Below are 18,253 nucleotides of genomic sequence, written 5' to 3'. Positions count from 1 at the left end.
TGGAGATCCAAAGCACTATCTTAATTTTCCCTTGGCCCGTTTTACCATCTTCACTATTTCATACCATAGCACAGAGACAATGCCTACAACAACAGAAATCCCCAGTTGACCTCCGCTTAAGGCTTCAAATTGAAAAAATCTTGTAAATGGGGGCATATAGAGTAGTAGTGCCGATAAGATCAAGGTAATCCCAATAATCAAGGGGACCAAGTTGTTCTTATATTTTAAAGTAGTCCAAATGGAGTAGAGGAAAGAGCGGTTTATCAAGGTCAGGAATATATTGGATGAGATCAATACCATAAACACCATCGTTCTAGTCAGCGATTCATTATATCCTTCATAAACGGCGTATTGGTATACCGATAAGGAACCCAAAGTAATTACCAATCCCTGTACGATACTGGTTATCAATTCCTTAAAATTAAAAAATGTTGTTGTAAATGGCCTTGGTTTTTGGATCATTGTATTTTTTTCCATGGGCTCGTTTTCATAAATGATGGAACAGGTGGGTCCCATAATCAATTCCAATAAAATAACATGGGAGGGTGAAAAAATGGCGGGATAGGCCCATCCCAATGCCAGGGGGATAAATACCGTTAGTATGATAGGGATATGGATGGATATGATATACTGAATGGCCTTTTTTAAATTGCCATAAATTTTTCTGCCCATGGCAATGGCATCGACCATTTTGGAAAGGTCATCGTCTACCAAGATCAAGGAGGCGGCCTGTTTTGCAATTTCGGTTCCTTTTTTGCCCATGGCTATACCAATATGTGAGGCTTTTAGCGCGGGTCCGTCATTTACACCGTCTCCCGTCATGGCCACTATTTCCTTATTGGCTTTTATGGCGTTTACAATTCTTAATTTGGCTTCTGGGAACATACGTGTAAAGATCTGGGTTTCCATGACCTTATGTTGTAGTTCCCCATCCTGTAATTTCATAAGTTCTTCCCCGGTCATGCTTTTTTCGTAGCCGGGAAAATCAATTTGTTTGGCAATGGCCATAGATGTCGCGGGATTATCACCTGTAACTAGTTTTACCTGTATTCCAGCCTTGTCAAAATCTTTAAGTACTTGGCGAATATTTTCCTTAGGAGGGTCATAGAAGGCCACTAAACCCTTAAATTCAAATTGAAAATCCTGTTGTTTTTCAGGAAAGTCGAACCCTTTTAAATCGGCCTGTCCCACCCCTAACATACGGTATCCTTCCTGCCCTAAATTGTTCAATACGTCAGTGATCTGTTTTTTTTGGGCATCCGTAAGGTTGGAAGATTCCAAAAGAGCTTCCGGGGCCCCTTTGGCAGCAATGATACGGTTGCCTGCACTATTTTCGAACAGATGGGTCATCATAGGAGGTTTTCCGCTTAGGGGATACTCATGTATCATTTTATAATTGGGCCGCTGGTCCACAGAAGCAATGCTACCATAGGCCTCATGCAAAGCCTTTTCCATAGGATCGAAAGGTATTGGCTCACTGGCCCACATCGCTATGGTGACCAACTCCTTTTGATAAGTATTCAGAGGGGCATTGGCCGAAACTATCTCTCCGGTATCCAGGGTGAAGAGTTTTGCAAGTTTCATTTTATTCTGGGTTATGGTACCTGTTTTGTCCGTACAAATAACGGTGGCACTTCCCAGTGTTTCCACAGTTTTCATTTGTTTTACAACAATGCCCATTTTCATCAACCTATAGGCGCCTAGGGCCATAAAGGTGGTAAAGGCCACCGGTATTTCTTCTGGCAGCACACTCATGGCCAAGGTCAATGCCTTTAACAAGCTTTCCAATATCTCCCGTGTTTGCAGATAATTGATTCCCCAGACCAAGAGAAAGATTATACCGCCCCAAATGGACATATGCTTTACGAAATTGGAAATCTGTTGTTCCAAAGGTGTCCTTTCTTCTTCAATACTTTCAAGACTTTTTCCAATTTTACCCAATTTTGTGCTGTTGCCAACATCTGTAATGGTGGCGATTGCCAACCCACTGGCAACTGTGGTACCACCAAATATCTTATTGTCCAATTTTGAAGCATCCTTAAAAACAGAAAACGATTCCCCAGTAAGTATGGATTCGTTTACGGAGAAATCGTTGGAATGTACAATGGTGCCATCCGCAGGAATGGTGTTGCCTTCCTCAACCATGAGACTGTCGCCCACAACCAGTTCATCACTGGATATTTCTACAACCAGGCCGTTCCTAATAACCTGACTATTGGGTTGGGTTAGATTCTTTAATTTTTCCAGGGCCATCCTACTTTTGGAGTCTTGGTAGAGGGATATGGAAGCTACCAGGATTATAGCGACGACCATAAATATACCATCACCATTATTTCCTGTTATAAAGTAGATGGAGGAAGCCACCATCAATAAAATGAGCATTGGTTCTTGAGCTATACTTTTTAAGGCATCAAAGAAACCATTTTCCTTTTTATAACTGAGGCTATTTTTGCCGTACTTTTTCCCGGAGTTCTTTACCTCCTCATCCGTAAGCCCTTTGATGCCAAAATCGATTGGATTGATCATATAATTGGATTAGTGAATTATGCCAGCTCACCTTAAAGAAAACAGTAATCGCATATGAATGAAAAGGGATTAACAGCCTTGTTGGAGCTCAATGATAATGATACTGTAAAAATAAATTTAAATAAATTTAGAGAGACTGACCTATGTCATTTTTTTACATTGTTCTTGAAAGTAATTTAGGGCTATAATATATGTATAACCCTAAAAAACACAGTATTATGTCACTTGTAAAATTTAAAAGAAGACCATTTGGAAATTTAGTGAACCAGGATTTTTTTGATTTGGACGATTTTTTTGATAATCGTGCTTGGGGAAGGGATATGTTGCCCGATAGTTTCTGGAACGGGAAAAGATCGGAACCAGCTTTGAATATTAAGGAAACCGATGACCATTTTGAAATCGAGTTGGCCGCTCCGGGATTTCAAAAAAAGGACTTTGAGGTAACCATTGATGATGGATGCCTAAATATTGCTGCCGAGAAATCACAATCCAAGGAGGAAAAGGAGGACAAATTTACACGTAGGGAATTTAGCTATAATTCCTTTGAGCGGTCCTTACAATTACCTGAGAATGTAAAGCAGGAAGAAATTAAGGCTGCCTACAAAGATGGTATACTGAGCTTTAACCTTGCCAAAAAAGAAACGACAAAAAAAATGCCTCCTAAAAAGGTACAGATAGGTTAGTTAGTTATTGGTTATTTATTTGGTTAGCAATTGCCTTCCTGTCTTAACCCTAAACGTGTCCACACAGGGTATATTGGACAGGAAGGCTTTTGAATTCCATAATTTGGCTGGGTTACATCATGTGGTGATAAGTAGGGGTAAAGAAGCAAAATACCTATAGAGATATTTTACCTTGTATATTTCAACCTAGTATAAAAATCTTGATAACAAGTGATGATTTTCGTGGGGGATCAATCTTTTGGATTCCCTTTAACCGCAGTGTCCAAAGAAAAGCCATTCATAGCTTCCAATTCTGCCTCCGACAGTAATTCCGAAGAAATGGGGTTGTTTTTTAAGGCGTTTATGGTGGCATTATATCCCAGTTCTAAGATTATGTCCAGGTTTTTTAAGGAGAACATACTGTATTTATCCATGTTAGACGGGCGAATCAATAAATCACAATCCTTGAATTTCTTGGTCGTTTCATTGGCCACCATTACATGATAGGCCCTTTCCAAAACTTTGTTAACGTGGTTCAGATCCTTAATGCTTACAGGACTGAAAGGGTTTACATAAACACCTACGATAAGATCGCAATACTTTTTAATTAGATCCACAGGGAAATTGTTTAAAGTGCCACCGTCTACGTAATATCCTTTTTCAATTTGTACAGGAGCAAATAATCCAGGAACCGCTGCAGACGCCAATACTGGTTTTATTAGTTCTCCTCGACTAAAAATATGGAGTGTGCCATCGAGCAAGTTAGTGGCTGTAACAAAAAGTTGCCTTTCCAAGGATTCAAAGGTATCAACCGGTATGTAGGCCTTTAATTGACGATGGAATTTTTCTGTGTCCAGAAAACCAGGTTTTCCCATCGCATAATTGGTAAGACTAAAAATTTCCGTAGTCTTAAAAAAATCCAACATTTGCTCCCAAGTACAGCCCGAAGCGTATAGGGCACCAACAATGGCACCTGCACTTGTTCCCGCTATATGCGAGGGGTAAATACCATATTCCTCCAAGGCCTTTATTGCTCCCAAATGGGCAACGCCCCGGATTCCACCCCCGGATAATACCAAACCTGTAGTCATTGATCGTACTTTTATATTTAATCTCAAAATTATTGCATAATTGGGAGTATGGATATGACTATTGTCATGTTAAGGGAATCTGGGCTCAGGTTATGACCGATATCATTTCTTTCGGATTAGGTGAACAATACATTTGTGTAACTGAGTACTAAAAAACCAGGATACAGGCCTTAAGAGGGGGTATATTCAACTAAACTCCTACCGTTCTTCCTTTTTGGTTTGGTCAAGACCATTAGTAAAAATCAGTAAAGGGGGCAATGACCGAAAAAATAACAAATAGCGATCTTTTTCAATCCATTTTTGAATCATCTTTTATTGGATTGATTGTGGTAGACCAATTTGGATGCATTCTCACCTCCAATCCATCGGCGGCAAGAATATTCGGCTATGATGGGGGCGAATTGAAGGGGAAGCATGTTCAATGGATTGTTCCAGATTGGGAGATCAACACTATTGCCGTTCCAATGGATGGTATTGTTGAAGGGGCCAAAAAGTTTTACGGTCTAGGTAAGGATGGGATCAAATTTCATATCGATTTTAGGATAGTGCCAACTGTAGTTAAAGGACAGAATTTAAAGGTTATATATTGTAAGCCGGCCAATGTTTCCGTATTTGAAAGCGATAGAAAGTTTCGAACCCTGATCTCCAATGTAGCGGGAATAGTATATCGTTCCAAAATTGATAAACCTTGGAATTTTGATTTTATTAACGAAGCTTGCCTTTCCATTAGTGGGTATTCTCCTGAACAATTTTATGCCAACCTGGAACATACCTGGGAATCCATAATTCACCCAGAGGATAGGTCATGGGTTTTGGCAAAGGTAAAAAAGGCAATAGTAGGGGAAAGACCGTATCAGCTCACCTATAGGATTGTTACGGCCAACAAAGAAATAAAATGGATCTGGGAACAGGTTTCCTGTGTTTTGGACCAACAAGGCATAGCCTACAGTTTGGAAGGTTTTATGCAGGATATTACGGAGCGTAAGGAAATGGAAATTGCACTTAACAAGGAAAAAAAATTACTACGTCAGTATTTGGATAATTCAGCTTCCATGTTTTTGGTGATCAATAAGAATTATTCCATTGAGCTTGTCAATAAAAAGACCTGTGAGGTTTTAGGTTATGATCGGGATGCAATTTTGCACAAGAACTGGTTTACCGGCTTCGTTCCGCCAAGGGAACGAAAGGGACTAATGGCACTTCTCGATACTAGTTTTGCGGATTACGTGGATCCCCCCGATTTTTATGAAAACCATGTGTTGACCAAAGATGGTAGGGAGCGACTTATACAATGGCGAAATGCTATCTTACGGGATGGAAACGATCAAATTATTGGGGTTGTAAGTTCTGGTGTGGATATCACAGAAACCAAGTTATTACAAAACACTTTAAATATAAGGAATAGTGCCTTGGAACTTGCTGGAAACGGAATTATTATTGTAGATGCCCAAAATCCAAAACTGCCAATAATCTATAGCAATAAGTCCTTTACTAAAATAACGGGGTATGCCCGTGATGAGATTCTAGGAAGAAATTGTAGGTTTTTACAGAATAGGGATCGGCACCAACCCGAAATTGCAAACTTGGCAAAGGCTATACAAAGTGGTAAGCCCTGTAGGGTGGTACTCAGAAATTATCGTAAGGACGGAACCCTTTTTTGGAATGATCTGGCCATTACGCCCTTATATGACAAAGAGCAAAAATTGACACATTTTATAGGGGTTCAGAACGATGTTACTGAAATTCAGCAAAACAAAAGGAAATTAGAGGAATATGCCCAACAATTGGAGGATAGAGTAAAGGAACGGACACGGGAGGTAGAAACTACAGTGCAGAAATTGGCAGCCACCAGTTTAGATCTGGAAGATCAGGTGGTGGAGACCCAAAGGGCGGAAAAGAAGGCGAAGCTAAACAAGGCATTGTTTTCTGCCATAGCACATAATTTCCCCAATGGAATCATTATGGTCTTTAATTCCGATTACGAATTGGTTTATGTGGAAGGGGAGGAGATGGACCGTATCAATGTTAAAAAGGCGGATTTTGAAGGAATTCCCCTAGATGACATCCCCGTTTTTTCAAAAGGCCAGATCAAAAAAATAAAATCGGATATTCGAAAGACATTAAGGGGAAGCAATATTTCTTTTGAAGTGGATTTTCATGATCAATGCTATGCCGTAAATTCGACACCGCTCTATTCCGATGAAAAAAAAATAATGTGGGCCTTGTTTGTTTACAACAATGTTAATGAGCAGAAAGAGGTACAACATAAGTTGGAAAGGACACTGACAGCGGAAAAGGAACTAAATGAGCTCAAATCCCGATTTATTTCGATGGCCTCACATGAATTCCGTACCCCGCTAAGTGCCATACTTTCCTCTGCTATCCTAATAGGAAAACAGAATGAGCCAGGGAAAGAGGACAGGAGATTGAAACATGTCTCGCGGATTAGAACCAATGTAAAGGATCTAGTTGTTATTCTGAACGACTTCTTATCCTTGAGCAAGTTGGAGGAAGGCAAGGTACAGGTAAAACCACAGTCTTTTGAATTGATACAATTTATAAAAATGTTGCTCGATGAAATGGAGCCAAACAAAAAGGATGGTCAAGACTTTGTCTTAAAGTGTCCCGAACCTTCCATATCGGTTTTTCTTGACCCCAAATTATTGAATCATATCCTTATAAACCTTCTCTCCAATGCTATAAAGTATTCGGAGGAGCAACAAATAATCATCATAAAAATTGAGGTTAAGGGAGAAATACTATTTATAGAGATTAAGGATAAAGGCATTGGAATACCCAAAGAGGAGCAAAAGAACCTGTTCAATCGCTTCTTTCGTGCAGAAAACGCCACCAACTTCCAGGGCACGGGTCTCGGGCTTCATATTGTTAAACAGTATACGGAACTATTGGGTGGTAGTATAAGTTTTAAAAGTGAAGTGGGTGTTGGAAGTACCTTTAATATTGAACTTCCCGTAAATATAAACGGATATGAAAAGAATTCTATTGATTGAGGATAACAAGGATGTGCGGGAAAATACAGCAGACATATTGGAATTGGCCAATTACGAGGTCACTACTGCCGAGAATGGTAAAATAGGGGTAGAACGCGCTGAAATATTTAGGCCAGATGTGATTATATGCGACATTATGATGCCCGAATTGGACGGTTATGGAGTCTTGGAACTGTTGGGTAAAAACAATGCAACCTCAAGTATACCCTTTATATTTTTGACGGCAAAAACCGATAGGGCAGAGGTGCGGTTGGGAATGAATTTGGGGGCAGACGATTATTTGACCAAACCTTTTGAGGAAAAGGAATTATTGGAGGCTATTGCCTCCCGTTTGCGCAAGAGCGATTTTCTTAAAAAAGAGATTGCAAAAAACATGGAGGGACTTAATAATTTTCTGGATGAGGCCACCCAATACATGGATATGAAGAGTCTTTCCAAGGATTACCCCCTTAAGAAGTACCATAAAAAGGAGATTATTTTTTGGGAAGGCGATAATGCACATTCCTTGTATTTCATAGAATACGGTAGTGTGAAGACCTATAAAAGCACCGAATCTGGAAAGGAATTCGTAACGGGTATTTTAGGCCCGGGCGATTTTATTGGGCAATTGTCCTTGTTGAATTCCAATAAAGTGTATGTTGAAAATGCCACTGTGTTGGAAGATGCCGAATTGTGTGCCATTCCCAGGAAAGATTTTACCAAATTGCTTTATGGCAACTCTGTGGTTTCTCAGAAATTTATAGGTATGATATCCAATAATATAATGCACTTACAGGAACAGTTGGTGGATATGGCTTATGCCTCGGTAAGGAAACGGGCAGCCAAGGCACTATTGGACCTTTATGATAAGCAGGTAATACTGGATAAACCCAACGGGGGCATAGGGATTCCTCGGGAAGATTTCGCAGGTTTGATCGGTACGGCAACAGAAACCGCTATCCGTACCTTATCGGACTTTAAGGAAGAAGGTTTGATTGCCACCGACCACGGAAGAAGGATTACTATAACAAATGAAAAAGGACTTAGGGAAGTAGCCGATTTTTAAAGTTGCCAATGGGTAAAGGGTCAGAATCGTGGAAGCTACCTTCGGTTAAAAATGGCTTTGAGTTTCCTAATGGCATAGACCAACAATATTTGTTGTATGCTTCCCTTCAGATTCCCTGCCAATTGCAATGGTCTTAGATTTGCCTTAACCTGATTAATATTAAGTTTAAGGCTTTCAATTTCAATTTGGCGCTGTAATTTCAAGACCATTAGCCTTTCATCAATTTCTTTAAAAGAGTTGTATTGCTTCCCCATAGTCTTAATCAAAAAAATGTTTGGAAAATGTACGTAATAATGGCCCATTGAGCTTATCCCTAAGATAATAACTTATGAAAGCTATGAGAATATAGGCCATACCAACCACTAAATACCCAAGGTAAGTGCTTTCCATAACTGTGTTAAGAGCGTTTGATGCTGCCCAAGACAACAAAACCAAGGCAAGTAGGGCCAAAGCCCCAATTAAAAGGGTTTGTGCAAATATGGTCACCAGCTCCATGAGCACCTTAAATATTTTTAGCTTGGCATACTCTTCGCTATTTTCTAGATAAGACCTTACATCGGCTTCTGCCTCTGTAAGGTCTCTCTTAATTTCTTCCAAGGCCATATTACCTTATTTTTGAAGTTGTGCGTTTTTCTTTTTTAAGTCTTCCAATTTGCGCTCCAAAGAAGCAATAATATCATCTGCCTTGTAGCTCATAGTGGAAATGGCTTCATCCAATTTTCGGTCGAAGGCATCTTTTTTCTCGTTGGCAGTTTTGGTAAGTTCTTCCTTGGCGTGCGATATTCTATCAGATATATCATGGGTGGTTTCCCCAACTTTTTGCTTTAATTTATGTCTGGTCTCAATACCCTTGTCCGGGGCATATAAAATTCCAATTCCTGCACCTATGGCAGCCCCTGTCAATAATGCCAAAAAAATATTCCCGTCGTTGTTTGTCATGATTTTTGATTTTTAGATTACTACATGTTTTAGAATAATAATCAAATGTAGCCCTAACAAAATCGATTTGAAATGATTTAAATCATATCCTATTCCCAAATAGGTACTTAAATTAGGTTTCAAGTTTTGCAAGGCTTTGGCCAACCTATTAAAAAACCGGAAGGAAGAAGGACAACTGATATAAGTCATTTTATATAAGCGTTGAAGTTTGCATTTTTGAAGGAAAGTTACTTAGTATATAAATAAATTCAACATGGAAGAATCAGTAAATATTTATGAAGGCAATAGGGAGTTTCACTTATTTGTAGCCAATACGTACAAGGATTTGATACGGCTCAAAAAGGAAGGGGATCTTTCATCATTCAATAATCTTTTGGTAAAGGCGATACCTAAAGTGAAACGGTATGTTAATAAGGAACTTGACAGGGCATTGGCCAGTGGCAAAATTGATAGGAACAAGTATAGGGCAGATGATTTCATTGATCAACTCTTTATAGAGATGTATGATCATATTGATGAAATTGAAAATGAAAAGGAACTTTACCCTTGGATGTTTAAAAAGGTAGATGAGTTATTGGGGGATATTCTTGTTGAAGAGGAATTTGATTCCTTATTCTTAGAGAATTTGGATAACTATTCCAAGCCCGAATGGGATGAAATGCAGGAGAAATTTTCTACCGATGGGGATGGTGATTTGGTGATGAAAGAAGAATGGGACGATATTTCCTATGCGAAGAACGATTATGTACTGAATCATGTTTTTGTCGAAGACGGGGATGAGAAAATCATAGTCCAATTGGACAAGGAACTGGGAGATGAGAATATTAGGAAACACACAGAATTGGTATTACGGCAGTTACCAGTACCCATGCGAAGGGTGTATGAGCTTTTTACAGAACATCAGTTTGATGTGGCCGAAATTGCTAAAATACGCAACAGTACCATTAAGGAGGTAGAATCCATTTTGGAGGCAGCTAGGAAAAGCTTGCGTAAAAGTTTCTTAAGTAGGTATGTGTCCTAACTAGGGATAACTTAATAAAGATCTATGAGCGCCAAATCATCGAGTCCGAAAAAAGAAATATTGTTGGGTAGTGCATTGGATATGCTACACAAGGAAAGTAAGGAATGGACCAATAGCATAGCATTTTGGAAGGATGAAGTTAAATTTTTCAGCGATTTGTTGGATCATGAGCAGGTGAATGCCTCGGAATATGGACAAATGCTGCAATACTTGGACAAGATCCACGCATCGCTATTTGATTATTTGGCAGCAGATATACTAGACCATGAAAGGTTACTTTCCAGACTGGTAAAAGGAGAGGAAGGTTTATCCGATCAGGATTATAGGGGAAAACATGCGGTCCTTAAAGAACAAATGGATTTGTTTACCAATGACTTTAAGGAATTAAAAAAAATGGTATTTGGGTACGCCAAGAAGTTGTAGCCATAACGTTTGCAGATGTGCCTTAGGGGGAAATGAGTCCAATAATCTTTGTCCATGAACAAAATGACAGCGTTCAAATATATATGAAAGTTATGGAAATTTCAATTTACACTTCGGAAAATAAAACAATGGATAGTATTGCCAATTTTTTGGAATTCTACTATGGATTTCGGTTGAAACATCTGGCCAGCGATTTGTTGGCACATGGTTTGTCGCCCACACAAATTACTGAGGCGGTGGTCAAGGCCATGGCTGTAGGGAAATCTTCCGGTCTGGATATAGATCAACATTTTAGGCCGGTATTCACTGGAATTCAAGAACAAGTGGTGAGCGATTGCAAGCTATCACATTTGGCCTTTGGGTTGGTGCTTATGAATGCCGATGCCGATCTACAGGTCGTAGGGGATTTTCAAGTTAGTGTCCTGCAGGAATATTTAGGGCAAATCGGATCTGTCTAGAATTCTATTTCCAAGGAGATGGGACAATGGTCGGAACCAAAATAATCCGATAGGATGTCAACAGACTTTATACGGTCTACCAAAGACTTGCTTACCAAAAAATAATCTATACGCCAGCCTGTATTTCGTTCCCGCGACTTAAAACGATAGCTCCAATAGGTATAGGCTACGGTATCTGGATGAAAATGCCGAAAGGAATCCACAAATCCTGCTTGGGTAAAAGCGTCCATTCCGTCAATTTCAGTTTGGGTGTATCCTGCTGTTTTGTTATAGTTACTTTTATCGTTTTTAAGGTCTATGGCCCTGTGGGCCACATTAAAATCCCCACAAGCTATTACGGGTTTGGTCTTTTCAAGGTTTTTAAGGTAGTTTAGGAAATCCGCATCCCATTGTTTACGGTAATCCAAACGGTCCAATTGCTGGCCGGAATTGGGTACGTAGACATTTACCAAATAAAAATCATTATACTCCGCACATTGTATTCTACCTTCACTATCGTGCTCCGATATTTTCATATCTTTTGTAACGGCAATTGGTGCTGTTTTGCTTAGCAGTGCAGTGCCGGAATAACCTTTCTTATCGGCCGAATTGTAATGGATAATATAATGTTCCATTGCCGAAAGTGTCTCCTCTACCTCATGGTCCTGTGCCTTGGTCTCTTGAAGACAGAGAATATCAGGTGCCATTTTGTTAACGGATTCAAAAAAATCTTTTTTGGCAATGGCCCTAATGCCGTTGACGTTCCAGGAAATTATTCTCATTATATGGATTTTATTTAGGACACGATCTAAAAAAATAATTCGGAATAAAGATAATGATTCCGAACTGTTTTTATAAAATGATCAATTAAAGTTTTATCCATTCCTTCCCCAACCTTCGGAAAGAGCAGTAGAAGGTTTATTCCTTCTTACTCCTGTAGATTGAAATAAGAATAACCAATCCAATAATGGCAGACAGACCAAAACCTATTGCTCCCAATACGGGTATTCCACTAACCTTCGGAGGCATATCGGCCATTACCAAAAGAGCGGAGCCTATGGATAGGGCAGCAATAATTACCGCATATACCAAACGGTTAAAAGCAGTCTTTAAGGTTTTTCTAAATTCGTCCAAGCCTTTGTGTTCATGTACAATGACCAATTTGCCATCTTTGATCTTATCCACTATTTCATTAATGTCGTCCGGCAATTTATCCAACAGGGCATTGTAATCTTGAAATCTATTCAGGTTCTTTTTAAAAAGTCGTTTTAGGCCAAACCTTTTACGGGTAATCTTGGCCATATAGGGTTCTAAGTTATCCGTTATGTTGAATTCAGGGTCCAATTTTAGACCTACGCCTTCTATTATTACCAAAGCCCTTATAAGGATATATAAGTAATGTGGTATCGTAATTTTATTCTCGTAAAGAACATTTTTAAATTGTTTCAAGGTGATTCCCAACTTAATGTTACGGATAGAGGTATTGCTTATACCTTCAACCAATTCGTACAGATCATACTCCAGTTTTTTTTCATCCGGGATTTCGGACCTTATGGCAATTTTTTTTAGTACCGGAATTAGTTTCCTTACATCTTTTTTTAAAAAACAAAGCAGCAGATCTATTAGTGCCTCCTTGTCTTTAGGCATAATGGTACCCATCATACCAAAATCTATAAAGCAGATTTTTTGGACTTCGGGCAATACAAATAGATTTCCGGGATGTGGGTCGGCGTGAAAAAAACCATGTTCCAATACCTGTTCCAGATATAGATCTACCCCAACTTTTGCTACGGCACTGGAATCAATATTTTTGGCTTTTAATTTTTCCAGTTCGGAAACCTTGATTCCGTCTATCCATTCCATACAAATAATATGGTCATTGCTCAATTCCCGGTATAATTTTGGGACATAGATATCATTGTTGTCCATAAAGTTTCTGGCGAAATGTTCCATATTGTCCATTTCCCTATGAAAACTAAGTTCTTCGTTAACACTTTTTTCAAAGGACTCTACCAATTTTGCGGGCTGAAAGGCCTTTACCTGTGCACTATATTTTTCCAGGGCTTCGGCAACTTCCTTCATAATGGAAATATCCGAAGCAATGACCTCCGCTATATTGGGACGCTGAATTTTTAGGGCTACCCAATCTCCATTCAGGAGTTGCGCCTTATGTACTTGGGCCAGAGAGGCCGCTGCCAATGGTTTGGGGTCAATAGAAAGGAAATATTGGGGGCAGTTGATATTCAGTTCCTGTGACAAAACTTTTTCTACTTCAAAATTCTGTAGGGTGGGAGCATGGTCTTGTAGTTTTTCAAGTTCCTTAACCAGGTCTGGAGGCAACATATCGTCCCGGTTGCTCATAATTTGCCCCATTTTCACATAGGATGGGCCCAATTCTTCAAGCACCATACGGATACGTTGAAATGTAGACCCTGATAACCGCTTTTCTGTATCAGGGTGTTTTAGAAGGTATTTTTTGGGGATAAATTTTCTAGCTTGGCTGTTGGCCATAATATCCTCAAACCCATATTTGGTAAGAACCATGAATAGGGCATTGTACCTTTTAAGATTTTGTTTCTGTGGAAGTTTTATACCAAACATATAATTTAGAGGTACTTGGTCAAAAAACGAAAGAAGTCCTTTTTAAGATCCGCATAGATTTCTTCCTGTACCTCCATTTTTTTTCGGAACTCTATATGTTTTTTTACCAATTCGGTGTCCATGGCGTCATGCGATACCAGATCTTGACCGGCCATGCGGGTTTCATGGATTTCTATTTCTTCCAATAAATCCTCAATTACTCCACCGTGTAGTATAAATTCGTTCTGAAAGTGGTCCAATTGCTTTAATACCTCCTTTTTGGTCCATCTAGTAACCAGTTCGCTAAGCCTGTTATTGAAAATGATGAGTTCATCCTTCCAAAAGAAGAGTTCCCTCCTCCAAATTTCGTGTTCAAAATGCAGGTTTGAATTATATATGATCTCTTTTTCCATGATAATTGTATTTAAATATTATTAATGTGGCACACTCCAAAATTATTTAAATGTATCCACCCCTCAAATGACATATATCATTTGTGGAATTTTACATATCCACTTACTTTGCATTGTTGGAACATCAACTGGAGGAAACCGAAAAAAGGTCTGAACCCAACAAGGAAGTGTCAATATATACTTGTGGTAGTTTGATGTTTGCAAATAAAAAACATACAATGCCTGAACAATTGAATTGACATTTGGTAGTGGGCCTTGCAATTTGTATAATATAAATTAATAGTTATGAGGAAAAATATGGGTAATTTGGACAGAACCTTGCGTTTTGTGGTAGCGGCGGCATTGATCGCTCTTTATTATAATGATGTTATTTCCGGAACGTTGGGCATTGTACTGGTGGTTTTGGCCATTGTCTTTTTCCTGACCAGTTTTATAGGCTTTTGCCCGCTCTACCTTCCTTTTGGAATTAGAACATGTAAAGCGAAAAAGTAATAGGCCTAGGTCTTAACAGGCGTGAATTCCAAGAAGTGGCTATAAATCTATGATGTGAAAATCATAGTTTTCGGGATAGCCCATAGGCCTGTTTTGCTATTTCCAGTTCTTCATTTGTGGGGACTACCAATATTCTGACTTGGGCATTTTCGTTTCCAATTTCCCTGATGTCCGAGGATTTTAATTCATTTTTGGTAGGGTCCATTGCAATGCCCAAATATTCCATGTCGGTGCATACCAGGCTTCTGATCGTGCTGGAATTTTCCCCAATGCCAGCGGTAAAGACTAGGGCATCCAATCCGTTCATGGCAGCCGCATAGGCTCCTATATACTTTTTAATACGGTATGCGTTCATTTCCAAAGCCAATAGGCATTCCGGGTTTCCGGCCTGTGCTTTGGCTTCAATATCCCTTAGATCCGTATGCCCCGTTAGTCCCAGCATGCCGCTTTTTTTGGAGAGTAAGGTATTGACCTCTTCTAGGCCATAGCCTAAACTATTTACCAAATAAAATATAAGGGAATGATCTATGTCCCCACTTCTAGAACCCATGATAAGTCCACTGGAAGGGGTAAAACCCATGGAATGATCAACACTTTTGCCATCCTTTACAGCAGTAATACTACAACCATGGCCCAGATGTACCGTAATCATTTTGGAAGATTTTAATCTTAAGAAGGAAGTTGCCTTCTCGGACACATATTTATGACTGGTACCATGAAAACCAAAGGCTTGGATACGGTGATCTGTATATAATTCATTGGGCAAGGCATATTTCTTGGCCTTCACTGGCATGGTCTGGTGAAAAGCGGTATCAAAAACGGCAATTTGTCTGGCAGTGGGAAAGGCTTCTTCGGCCAATAATATTCCTCCCAAATTATGTGGGTTGTGTAAAGGTGCCAATATGGCAAGTTGCCCTATATTATCTTTTACCTCCTCTGTAATCACCGTAGTATCGGAAAAGGTGTTGCCACCATGTACTACCCTATGGGCCACTATGGCAATATCATTGACATTTGCAATAACACCTAGGACGGGATCCATCAGGATTGTGGCCATTTTCTTGAATCCGGCACTGTGGTCGGGTATCACCATAACCTCCTCCATATCCACGGTATTGGTTTTATATTTTACAGTTGCATTTTTGGAGCCGATTCGCTCTATTAGACCCTTGCCGATTAAAAGCTCGGAAGGCATTTGAATTACTTGGTATTTAATGGAAGAACTACCTGCGTTAATTATCAGTATGTTCATGTTTTTGGTTTTTTGGTATTGGTATTATATGCCTTGTGCCTGTATGGCAGTAATGACTACAGTATTATAGATATCCTCTACGGTACAACCGCGGCTTAGGTCGTTCACTGGCTTATTAAGACCTTGTAGCATGGGACCAATGGCCAGAGCACCTGTTTCCCTTTGGACGGCCTTATAGGTGTTGTTTCCAGTATTTAGATCTGGAAAAATGAATACACTGGCTTGGCCTGCCACTTCCGAATCCGGTAATTTACTCTTACCTACATTGATATCTACTGCTGCATCGTATTGTATGGGACCCTCTACTTTTAAATTGGGCTGTTTTTTTCTAATAATATCTGTGGCTTTGCGCACTCTATCCACATCTTCTCCCACTCCTGAAGCACCGGAGGAATAGGATAGCATGGCAATTTTAGGTTCAATACCGAATGCCGAACTGGTAGCTGCCGAAGAAATGGCTATTTCGGCCAATTGTTCAGCGGTGGGGTTTGGATTTATGGCGCAGTCCCCGAATATAGTGACACGATTGGGGAGACACATAAAGAACACAGAGGAAACAATGGAGACCTCCGGTTTGGTTTTGATAAACTGTAAAGCAGGTCTAATGGTATGTTGAGTAGTATGTGCCGCACCGGACACCATTCCATCCGCATGGCCTTTGTAGACCATCATGGTTCCAAAATAGGAAACATCCTCCATTAGGTCTTTTGCCATGGCCAAGTTTACATTCTTTTCCTTGCGAAGCTCGTACAGCGTGCTAGCATAATCCATAAAATAGGGCGATGATTTGGGGTCTATAATATTGAAGCTATTGGTATCCAGATTAATATCCAATTCTGAAATTTTTGCTATTATTTGTTCGGCATCTCCCAACAATGTAATAGTAACCGCATTGGTGTCCAAAAGTTTTTTGGTGGCCTTTAAAATGCGTTCGTCATTCCCTTCAGGGAGAACAATATGCTTCTTGGCCGATTTTGCCCGTTTAAGCAGATTGTACTGAAACATTCTAGGGGTAATTCCTTCAGCCTTGAAAGTAATAAGTCGCTCTGCCAATTCACTTGTGGGAACATATTTTTCAAATTCGTGTATAGAGGTCGATATTTTTTCTTTGTTCTCCGGATAGATCCTAGGTTTAATTGTGCCAATACGGTTGGTTACTGAAAAAGTACCATCGGCAACCGAGATGATGGGGATAATATCGGAAAGGCCCTCAATAAGTTTTATAATGGAGCCCTCTGGTAAAAGCCCCCCCGTTAATACAATACCCGAGAGATTGGGATAATTGGTAGAGATGTTGGCCTGTAATGCCCCTAGAATAATATCAGCCCTATCTCCTGGTGTTATGACCAAACTATCCTTTTTTAAATGGGTAAGATAATTTCGGAGCTGCATGGCACCCACACTAAACTCCCCGGCCTGATTATTAATAAAATTTTCACCGAACAAAACCTTGGCCGAAAGCGCCTGCGCAATTTCCTTTACGGTAGGATTTCCCAAAATTGGGTTCACAGGGATGGCGGCTATCAATACTTTTTTGGGTAGTTTGGTCTTGAGACCGTCTATTGCCTGGTCCAAATTCACTGGAGGAACTTTGTTGGCGACGGTAAGTAGTACTTCAACACCCTTTTCCCTGAAGGAATCATAGGCCATATAGACATTTCCGATCAACTCTTGAACGGTCTTGCCCATACCGTTGGCTATGATGATTGCAGGAATTCCCAAATTTTTGGCGATAAGTACATTAATATCCCATTCAATAATGGCACCCTCCCCCGAAAAATCCGTTCCTTCCACCAAAACAATGTCAAACCTATCCTCAATGGCCTTATACTTATTGATGATATTACCAATAATTTCATCATCCTTGTCCATGTTTTTGAGTTGTACCACTTGGCTACGGGTATAGGCATAGGAATCCTCGAATTTTTGATCTACCTCAAAATGCTTTAGTACAGTGTCTATGTGGTCATCAATCCTGCCTTTATCAAAGTCATCGATAATTGGACGGAAATAACCCACCTTGGCGGTTTTTCCCAATAATAACTGCATCATGCCCAAGGTTACGATAGATTTTCCGCTATTGGGCTCTGTAGTGGCAAGATATATGGCTTTGCTCATGAATTACTTTTATTCTTTGAAGTTATATAATAAGGATTTTTTTTCAAGTTGCGAAGTTCGGGTATAGAAATAGTACCTTATATGATAGAAGTCATTTATGGATACAACAATTGACCTTAATTTTAACTTAACAACTTTATCCCATTAACAATTTAACTTCTTTAAATAGGCAAGTATTACGGGGTTTACCCCAATTGGAATATTTGGTTTCTTGCAAGTTGTGTTGATAGATTACAATTATAA

Annotated in this window: 17 protein-coding genes; 7 read left to right on the top strand and 10 right to left on the bottom strand. The window is 39.6% G+C overall.

Annotated features, from left to right (window positions below; all coding sequences use genetic code 11):
• Positions 1-15 precede the first annotated feature (15 nt).
• Entirely contained in the window at positions 16-2,526 is a 2,511-nt protein-coding gene (locus QSE00_RS11245) for a cation-translocating P-type ATPase (RefSeq protein WP_286106022.1), read from the bottom strand.
• Between the two features lie 218 nt (positions 2,527-2,744).
• Here QSE00_RS11245 and QSE00_RS11240 point away from each other — a divergent pair, with 218 nt between their 5' ends.
• Positions 2,745-3,209, top strand: coding sequence for an Hsp20/alpha crystallin family protein (locus QSE00_RS11240; protein WP_110356912.1), 465 nt, complete (start codon positions 2,745-2,747; stop codon positions 3,207-3,209).
• Positions 3,210-3,439: 230 nt separating this feature from the next.
• Here the strand turns inward: QSE00_RS11240 and QSE00_RS11235 are convergent, their stop codons facing one another.
• On the bottom strand, positions 3,440-4,279 hold the full coding sequence (locus QSE00_RS11235; protein ID WP_286106021.1) for a patatin-like phospholipase family protein: 840 nt from the start codon (positions 4,277-4,279) through the stop codon (positions 3,440-3,442).
• Positions 4,280-4,536: 257 nt separating this feature from the next.
• On the opposite strand from QSE00_RS11235, the gene QSE00_RS11230 reads away from it, so the two are divergent.
• The gene (locus tag QSE00_RS11230; RefSeq protein ID WP_286106020.1) at positions 4,537-7,290 is read left to right on the top strand and encodes a PAS domain S-box protein; all 2,754 of its coding nucleotides are present in this window, start codon (positions 4,537-4,539) and stop codon (positions 7,288-7,290) included.
• On the top strand, positions 7,268-8,335 hold the full coding sequence (locus QSE00_RS11225) for a response regulator (RefSeq protein ID WP_110356783.1): 1,068 nt from the start codon (positions 7,268-7,270) through the stop codon (positions 8,333-8,335). Before QSE00_RS11230 ends, QSE00_RS11225 begins: the two co-directional genes overlap by 23 nt.
• Before the next feature lie 35 nt (positions 8,336-8,370).
• Here QSE00_RS11225 and QSE00_RS11220 read toward each other — a convergent pair whose 3' ends face one another.
• From QSE00_RS11220 to QSE00_RS11210, 3 genes are read right to left on the bottom strand one after another with little or no spacing between them, the layout of a single operon-like run.
• Positions 8,371-8,601 carry a DUF6327 family protein gene (locus QSE00_RS11220; RefSeq protein ID WP_286106019.1) on the bottom strand — a complete coding sequence of 77 codons (231 nt, stop codon included), beginning with the start codon at positions 8,599-8,601 and terminating at the stop codon, positions 8,371-8,373.
• The gene (locus QSE00_RS11215) at positions 8,594-8,938 is read right to left on the bottom strand and encodes a hypothetical protein (protein ID WP_286106018.1); all 345 of its coding nucleotides are present in this window, start codon (positions 8,936-8,938) and stop codon (positions 8,594-8,596) included. Before QSE00_RS11215 ends, QSE00_RS11220 begins: the two co-directional genes overlap by 8 nt.
• A gap of 6 nt (positions 8,939-8,944) precedes the next feature.
• Complete coding sequence (locus tag QSE00_RS11210) at positions 8,945-9,274, bottom strand: YtxH domain-containing protein (protein WP_110356786.1); 330 nt, start codon at positions 9,272-9,274, stop codon at positions 8,945-8,947.
• Positions 9,275-9,527: 253 nt separating this feature from the next.
• On the opposite strand from QSE00_RS11210, the gene QSE00_RS11205 reads away from it, so the two are divergent.
• The 3 genes from QSE00_RS11205 to QSE00_RS11195 all read left to right on the top strand — a co-directional run bounded on the left by QSE00_RS11205 (position 9,528) and on the right by QSE00_RS11195 (position 11,176).
• Positions 9,528-10,295: an RNA polymerase sigma factor gene (locus QSE00_RS11205; protein ID WP_110356787.1), complete on the top strand. Its 768-nt coding sequence runs from the start codon at positions 9,528-9,530 to the stop codon at positions 10,293-10,295.
• 24 nt (positions 10,296-10,319) lie between these two features.
• Positions 10,320-10,718 (top strand): hypothetical protein, encoded by a 399-nt coding sequence (locus tag QSE00_RS11200; RefSeq protein WP_286106017.1) that lies wholly within the window; start codon positions 10,320-10,322, stop codon positions 10,716-10,718.
• A 92-nt stretch (positions 10,719-10,810) separates the two neighbouring features.
• Entirely contained in the window at positions 10,811-11,176 is a 366-nt protein-coding gene (locus QSE00_RS11195) for a hypothetical protein (protein WP_146216327.1), read from the top strand.
• Here the strand turns inward: QSE00_RS11195 and QSE00_RS11190 are convergent.
• The 3 genes from QSE00_RS11190 to QSE00_RS11180 form a co-directional block, all read right to left on the bottom strand.
• Positions 11,173-11,937 (bottom strand): exodeoxyribonuclease III, encoded by a 765-nt coding sequence (locus QSE00_RS11190; protein ID WP_286106016.1) that lies wholly within the window; start codon positions 11,935-11,937, stop codon positions 11,173-11,175. The genes QSE00_RS11195 and QSE00_RS11190 overlap by 4 nt on opposite strands.
• 136 nt (positions 11,938-12,073) lie before the next feature.
• Positions 12,074-13,756 (bottom strand): ABC1 kinase family protein, encoded by a 1,683-nt coding sequence (locus tag QSE00_RS11185; protein WP_286106015.1) that lies wholly within the window; start codon positions 13,754-13,756, stop codon positions 12,074-12,076.
• A gap of 5 nt (positions 13,757-13,761) precedes the next feature.
• Complete coding sequence (locus tag QSE00_RS11180) at positions 13,762-14,148, bottom strand: hypothetical protein (protein WP_110356792.1); 387 nt, start codon at positions 14,146-14,148, stop codon at positions 13,762-13,764.
• A gap of 285 nt (positions 14,149-14,433) precedes the next feature.
• On the opposite strand from QSE00_RS11180, the gene QSE00_RS11175 reads away from it, so the two are divergent.
• A complete protein-coding gene (locus tag QSE00_RS11175) occupies positions 14,434-14,640 on the top strand; it encodes a YgaP family membrane protein (protein WP_110356793.1) in 207 nt (68 codons plus the stop codon).
• 61 nt (positions 14,641-14,701) lie between these two features.
• Here the strand turns inward: QSE00_RS11175 and QSE00_RS11170 are convergent, their stop codons facing one another.
• Both QSE00_RS11170 and pta read right to left on the bottom strand, forming a co-directional pair.
• Complete coding sequence (locus tag QSE00_RS11170) at positions 14,702-15,892, bottom strand: acetate/propionate family kinase (RefSeq protein ID WP_286106014.1); 1,191 nt, start codon at positions 15,890-15,892, stop codon at positions 14,702-14,704.
• A gap of 24 nt (positions 15,893-15,916) precedes the next feature.
• On the bottom strand, positions 15,917-18,010 hold the full coding sequence (gene pta / locus QSE00_RS11165; protein WP_286106013.1) for a phosphate acetyltransferase: 2,094 nt from the start codon (positions 18,008-18,010) through the stop codon (positions 15,917-15,919).
• Positions 18,011-18,253: the final 243 nt, after the last annotated feature.

This window comes from Arenibacter flavimaris, assembly GCF_030291335.1.
Lineage (GTDB): Bacteria > Bacteroidota > Bacteroidia > Flavobacteriales > Flavobacteriaceae > Arenibacter.
Note: the sequence above shows the minus strand (reverse complement) of the source record. Positions and strands in the feature narration are given on the sequence as shown.

Excerpts from the sequence above, each read along its gene's own strand:
- QSE00_RS11245 (WP_286106022.1), bottom strand. The coding sequence starts at position 2,526 with ATGATCAATCCAATCGATTTTGGCATCAAAGGGCTTACGGATGAGGAG.
- QSE00_RS11175 (WP_110356793.1), top strand. The coding sequence starts at position 14,434 with ATGAGGAAAAATATGGGTAATTTGGACAGAACCTTGCGTTTTGTGGTA.
- QSE00_RS11180 (WP_110356792.1), bottom strand. The coding sequence starts at position 14,148 with ATGGAAAAAGAGATCATATATAATTCAAACCTGCATTTTGAACACGAA.
- QSE00_RS11225 (WP_110356783.1), top strand. The coding sequence starts at position 7,268 with ATGAAAAGAATTCTATTGATTGAGGATAACAAGGATGTGCGGGAAAAT.
- QSE00_RS11170 (WP_286106014.1), bottom strand. The coding sequence starts at position 15,892 with ATGAACATACTGATAATTAACGCAGGTAGTTCTTCCATTAAATACCAA.
- pta (WP_286106013.1), bottom strand. The coding sequence starts at position 18,010 with ATGAGCAAAGCCATATATCTTGCCACTACAGAGCCCAATAGCGGAAAA.
- QSE00_RS11205 (WP_110356787.1), top strand. The coding sequence starts at position 9,528 with ATGGAAGAATCAGTAAATATTTATGAAGGCAATAGGGAGTTTCACTTA.
- QSE00_RS11210 (WP_110356786.1), bottom strand. The coding sequence starts at position 9,274 with ATGACAAACAACGACGGGAATATTTTTTTGGCATTATTGACAGGGGCT.
- QSE00_RS11240 (WP_110356912.1), top strand. The coding sequence starts at position 2,745 with ATGTCACTTGTAAAATTTAAAAGAAGACCATTTGGAAATTTAGTGAAC.
- QSE00_RS11230 (WP_286106020.1), top strand. The coding sequence starts at position 4,537 with ATGACCGAAAAAATAACAAATAGCGATCTTTTTCAATCCATTTTTGAA.
- QSE00_RS11235 (WP_286106021.1), bottom strand. The coding sequence starts at position 4,279 with ATGACTACAGGTTTGGTATTATCCGGGGGTGGAATCCGGGGCGTTGCC.
- QSE00_RS11200 (WP_286106017.1), top strand. The coding sequence starts at position 10,320 with ATGAGCGCCAAATCATCGAGTCCGAAAAAAGAAATATTGTTGGGTAGT.
- QSE00_RS11185 (WP_286106015.1), bottom strand. The coding sequence starts at position 13,756 with ATGTTTGGTATAAAACTTCCACAGAAACAAAATCTTAAAAGGTACAAT.
- QSE00_RS11190 (WP_286106016.1), bottom strand. The coding sequence starts at position 11,937 with ATGAGAATAATTTCCTGGAACGTCAACGGCATTAGGGCCATTGCCAAA.
- QSE00_RS11195 (WP_146216327.1), top strand. The coding sequence starts at position 10,811 with ATGGAAATTTCAATTTACACTTCGGAAAATAAAACAATGGATAGTATT.
- QSE00_RS11215 (WP_286106018.1), bottom strand. The coding sequence starts at position 8,938 with ATGGCCTTGGAAGAAATTAAGAGAGACCTTACAGAGGCAGAAGCCGAT.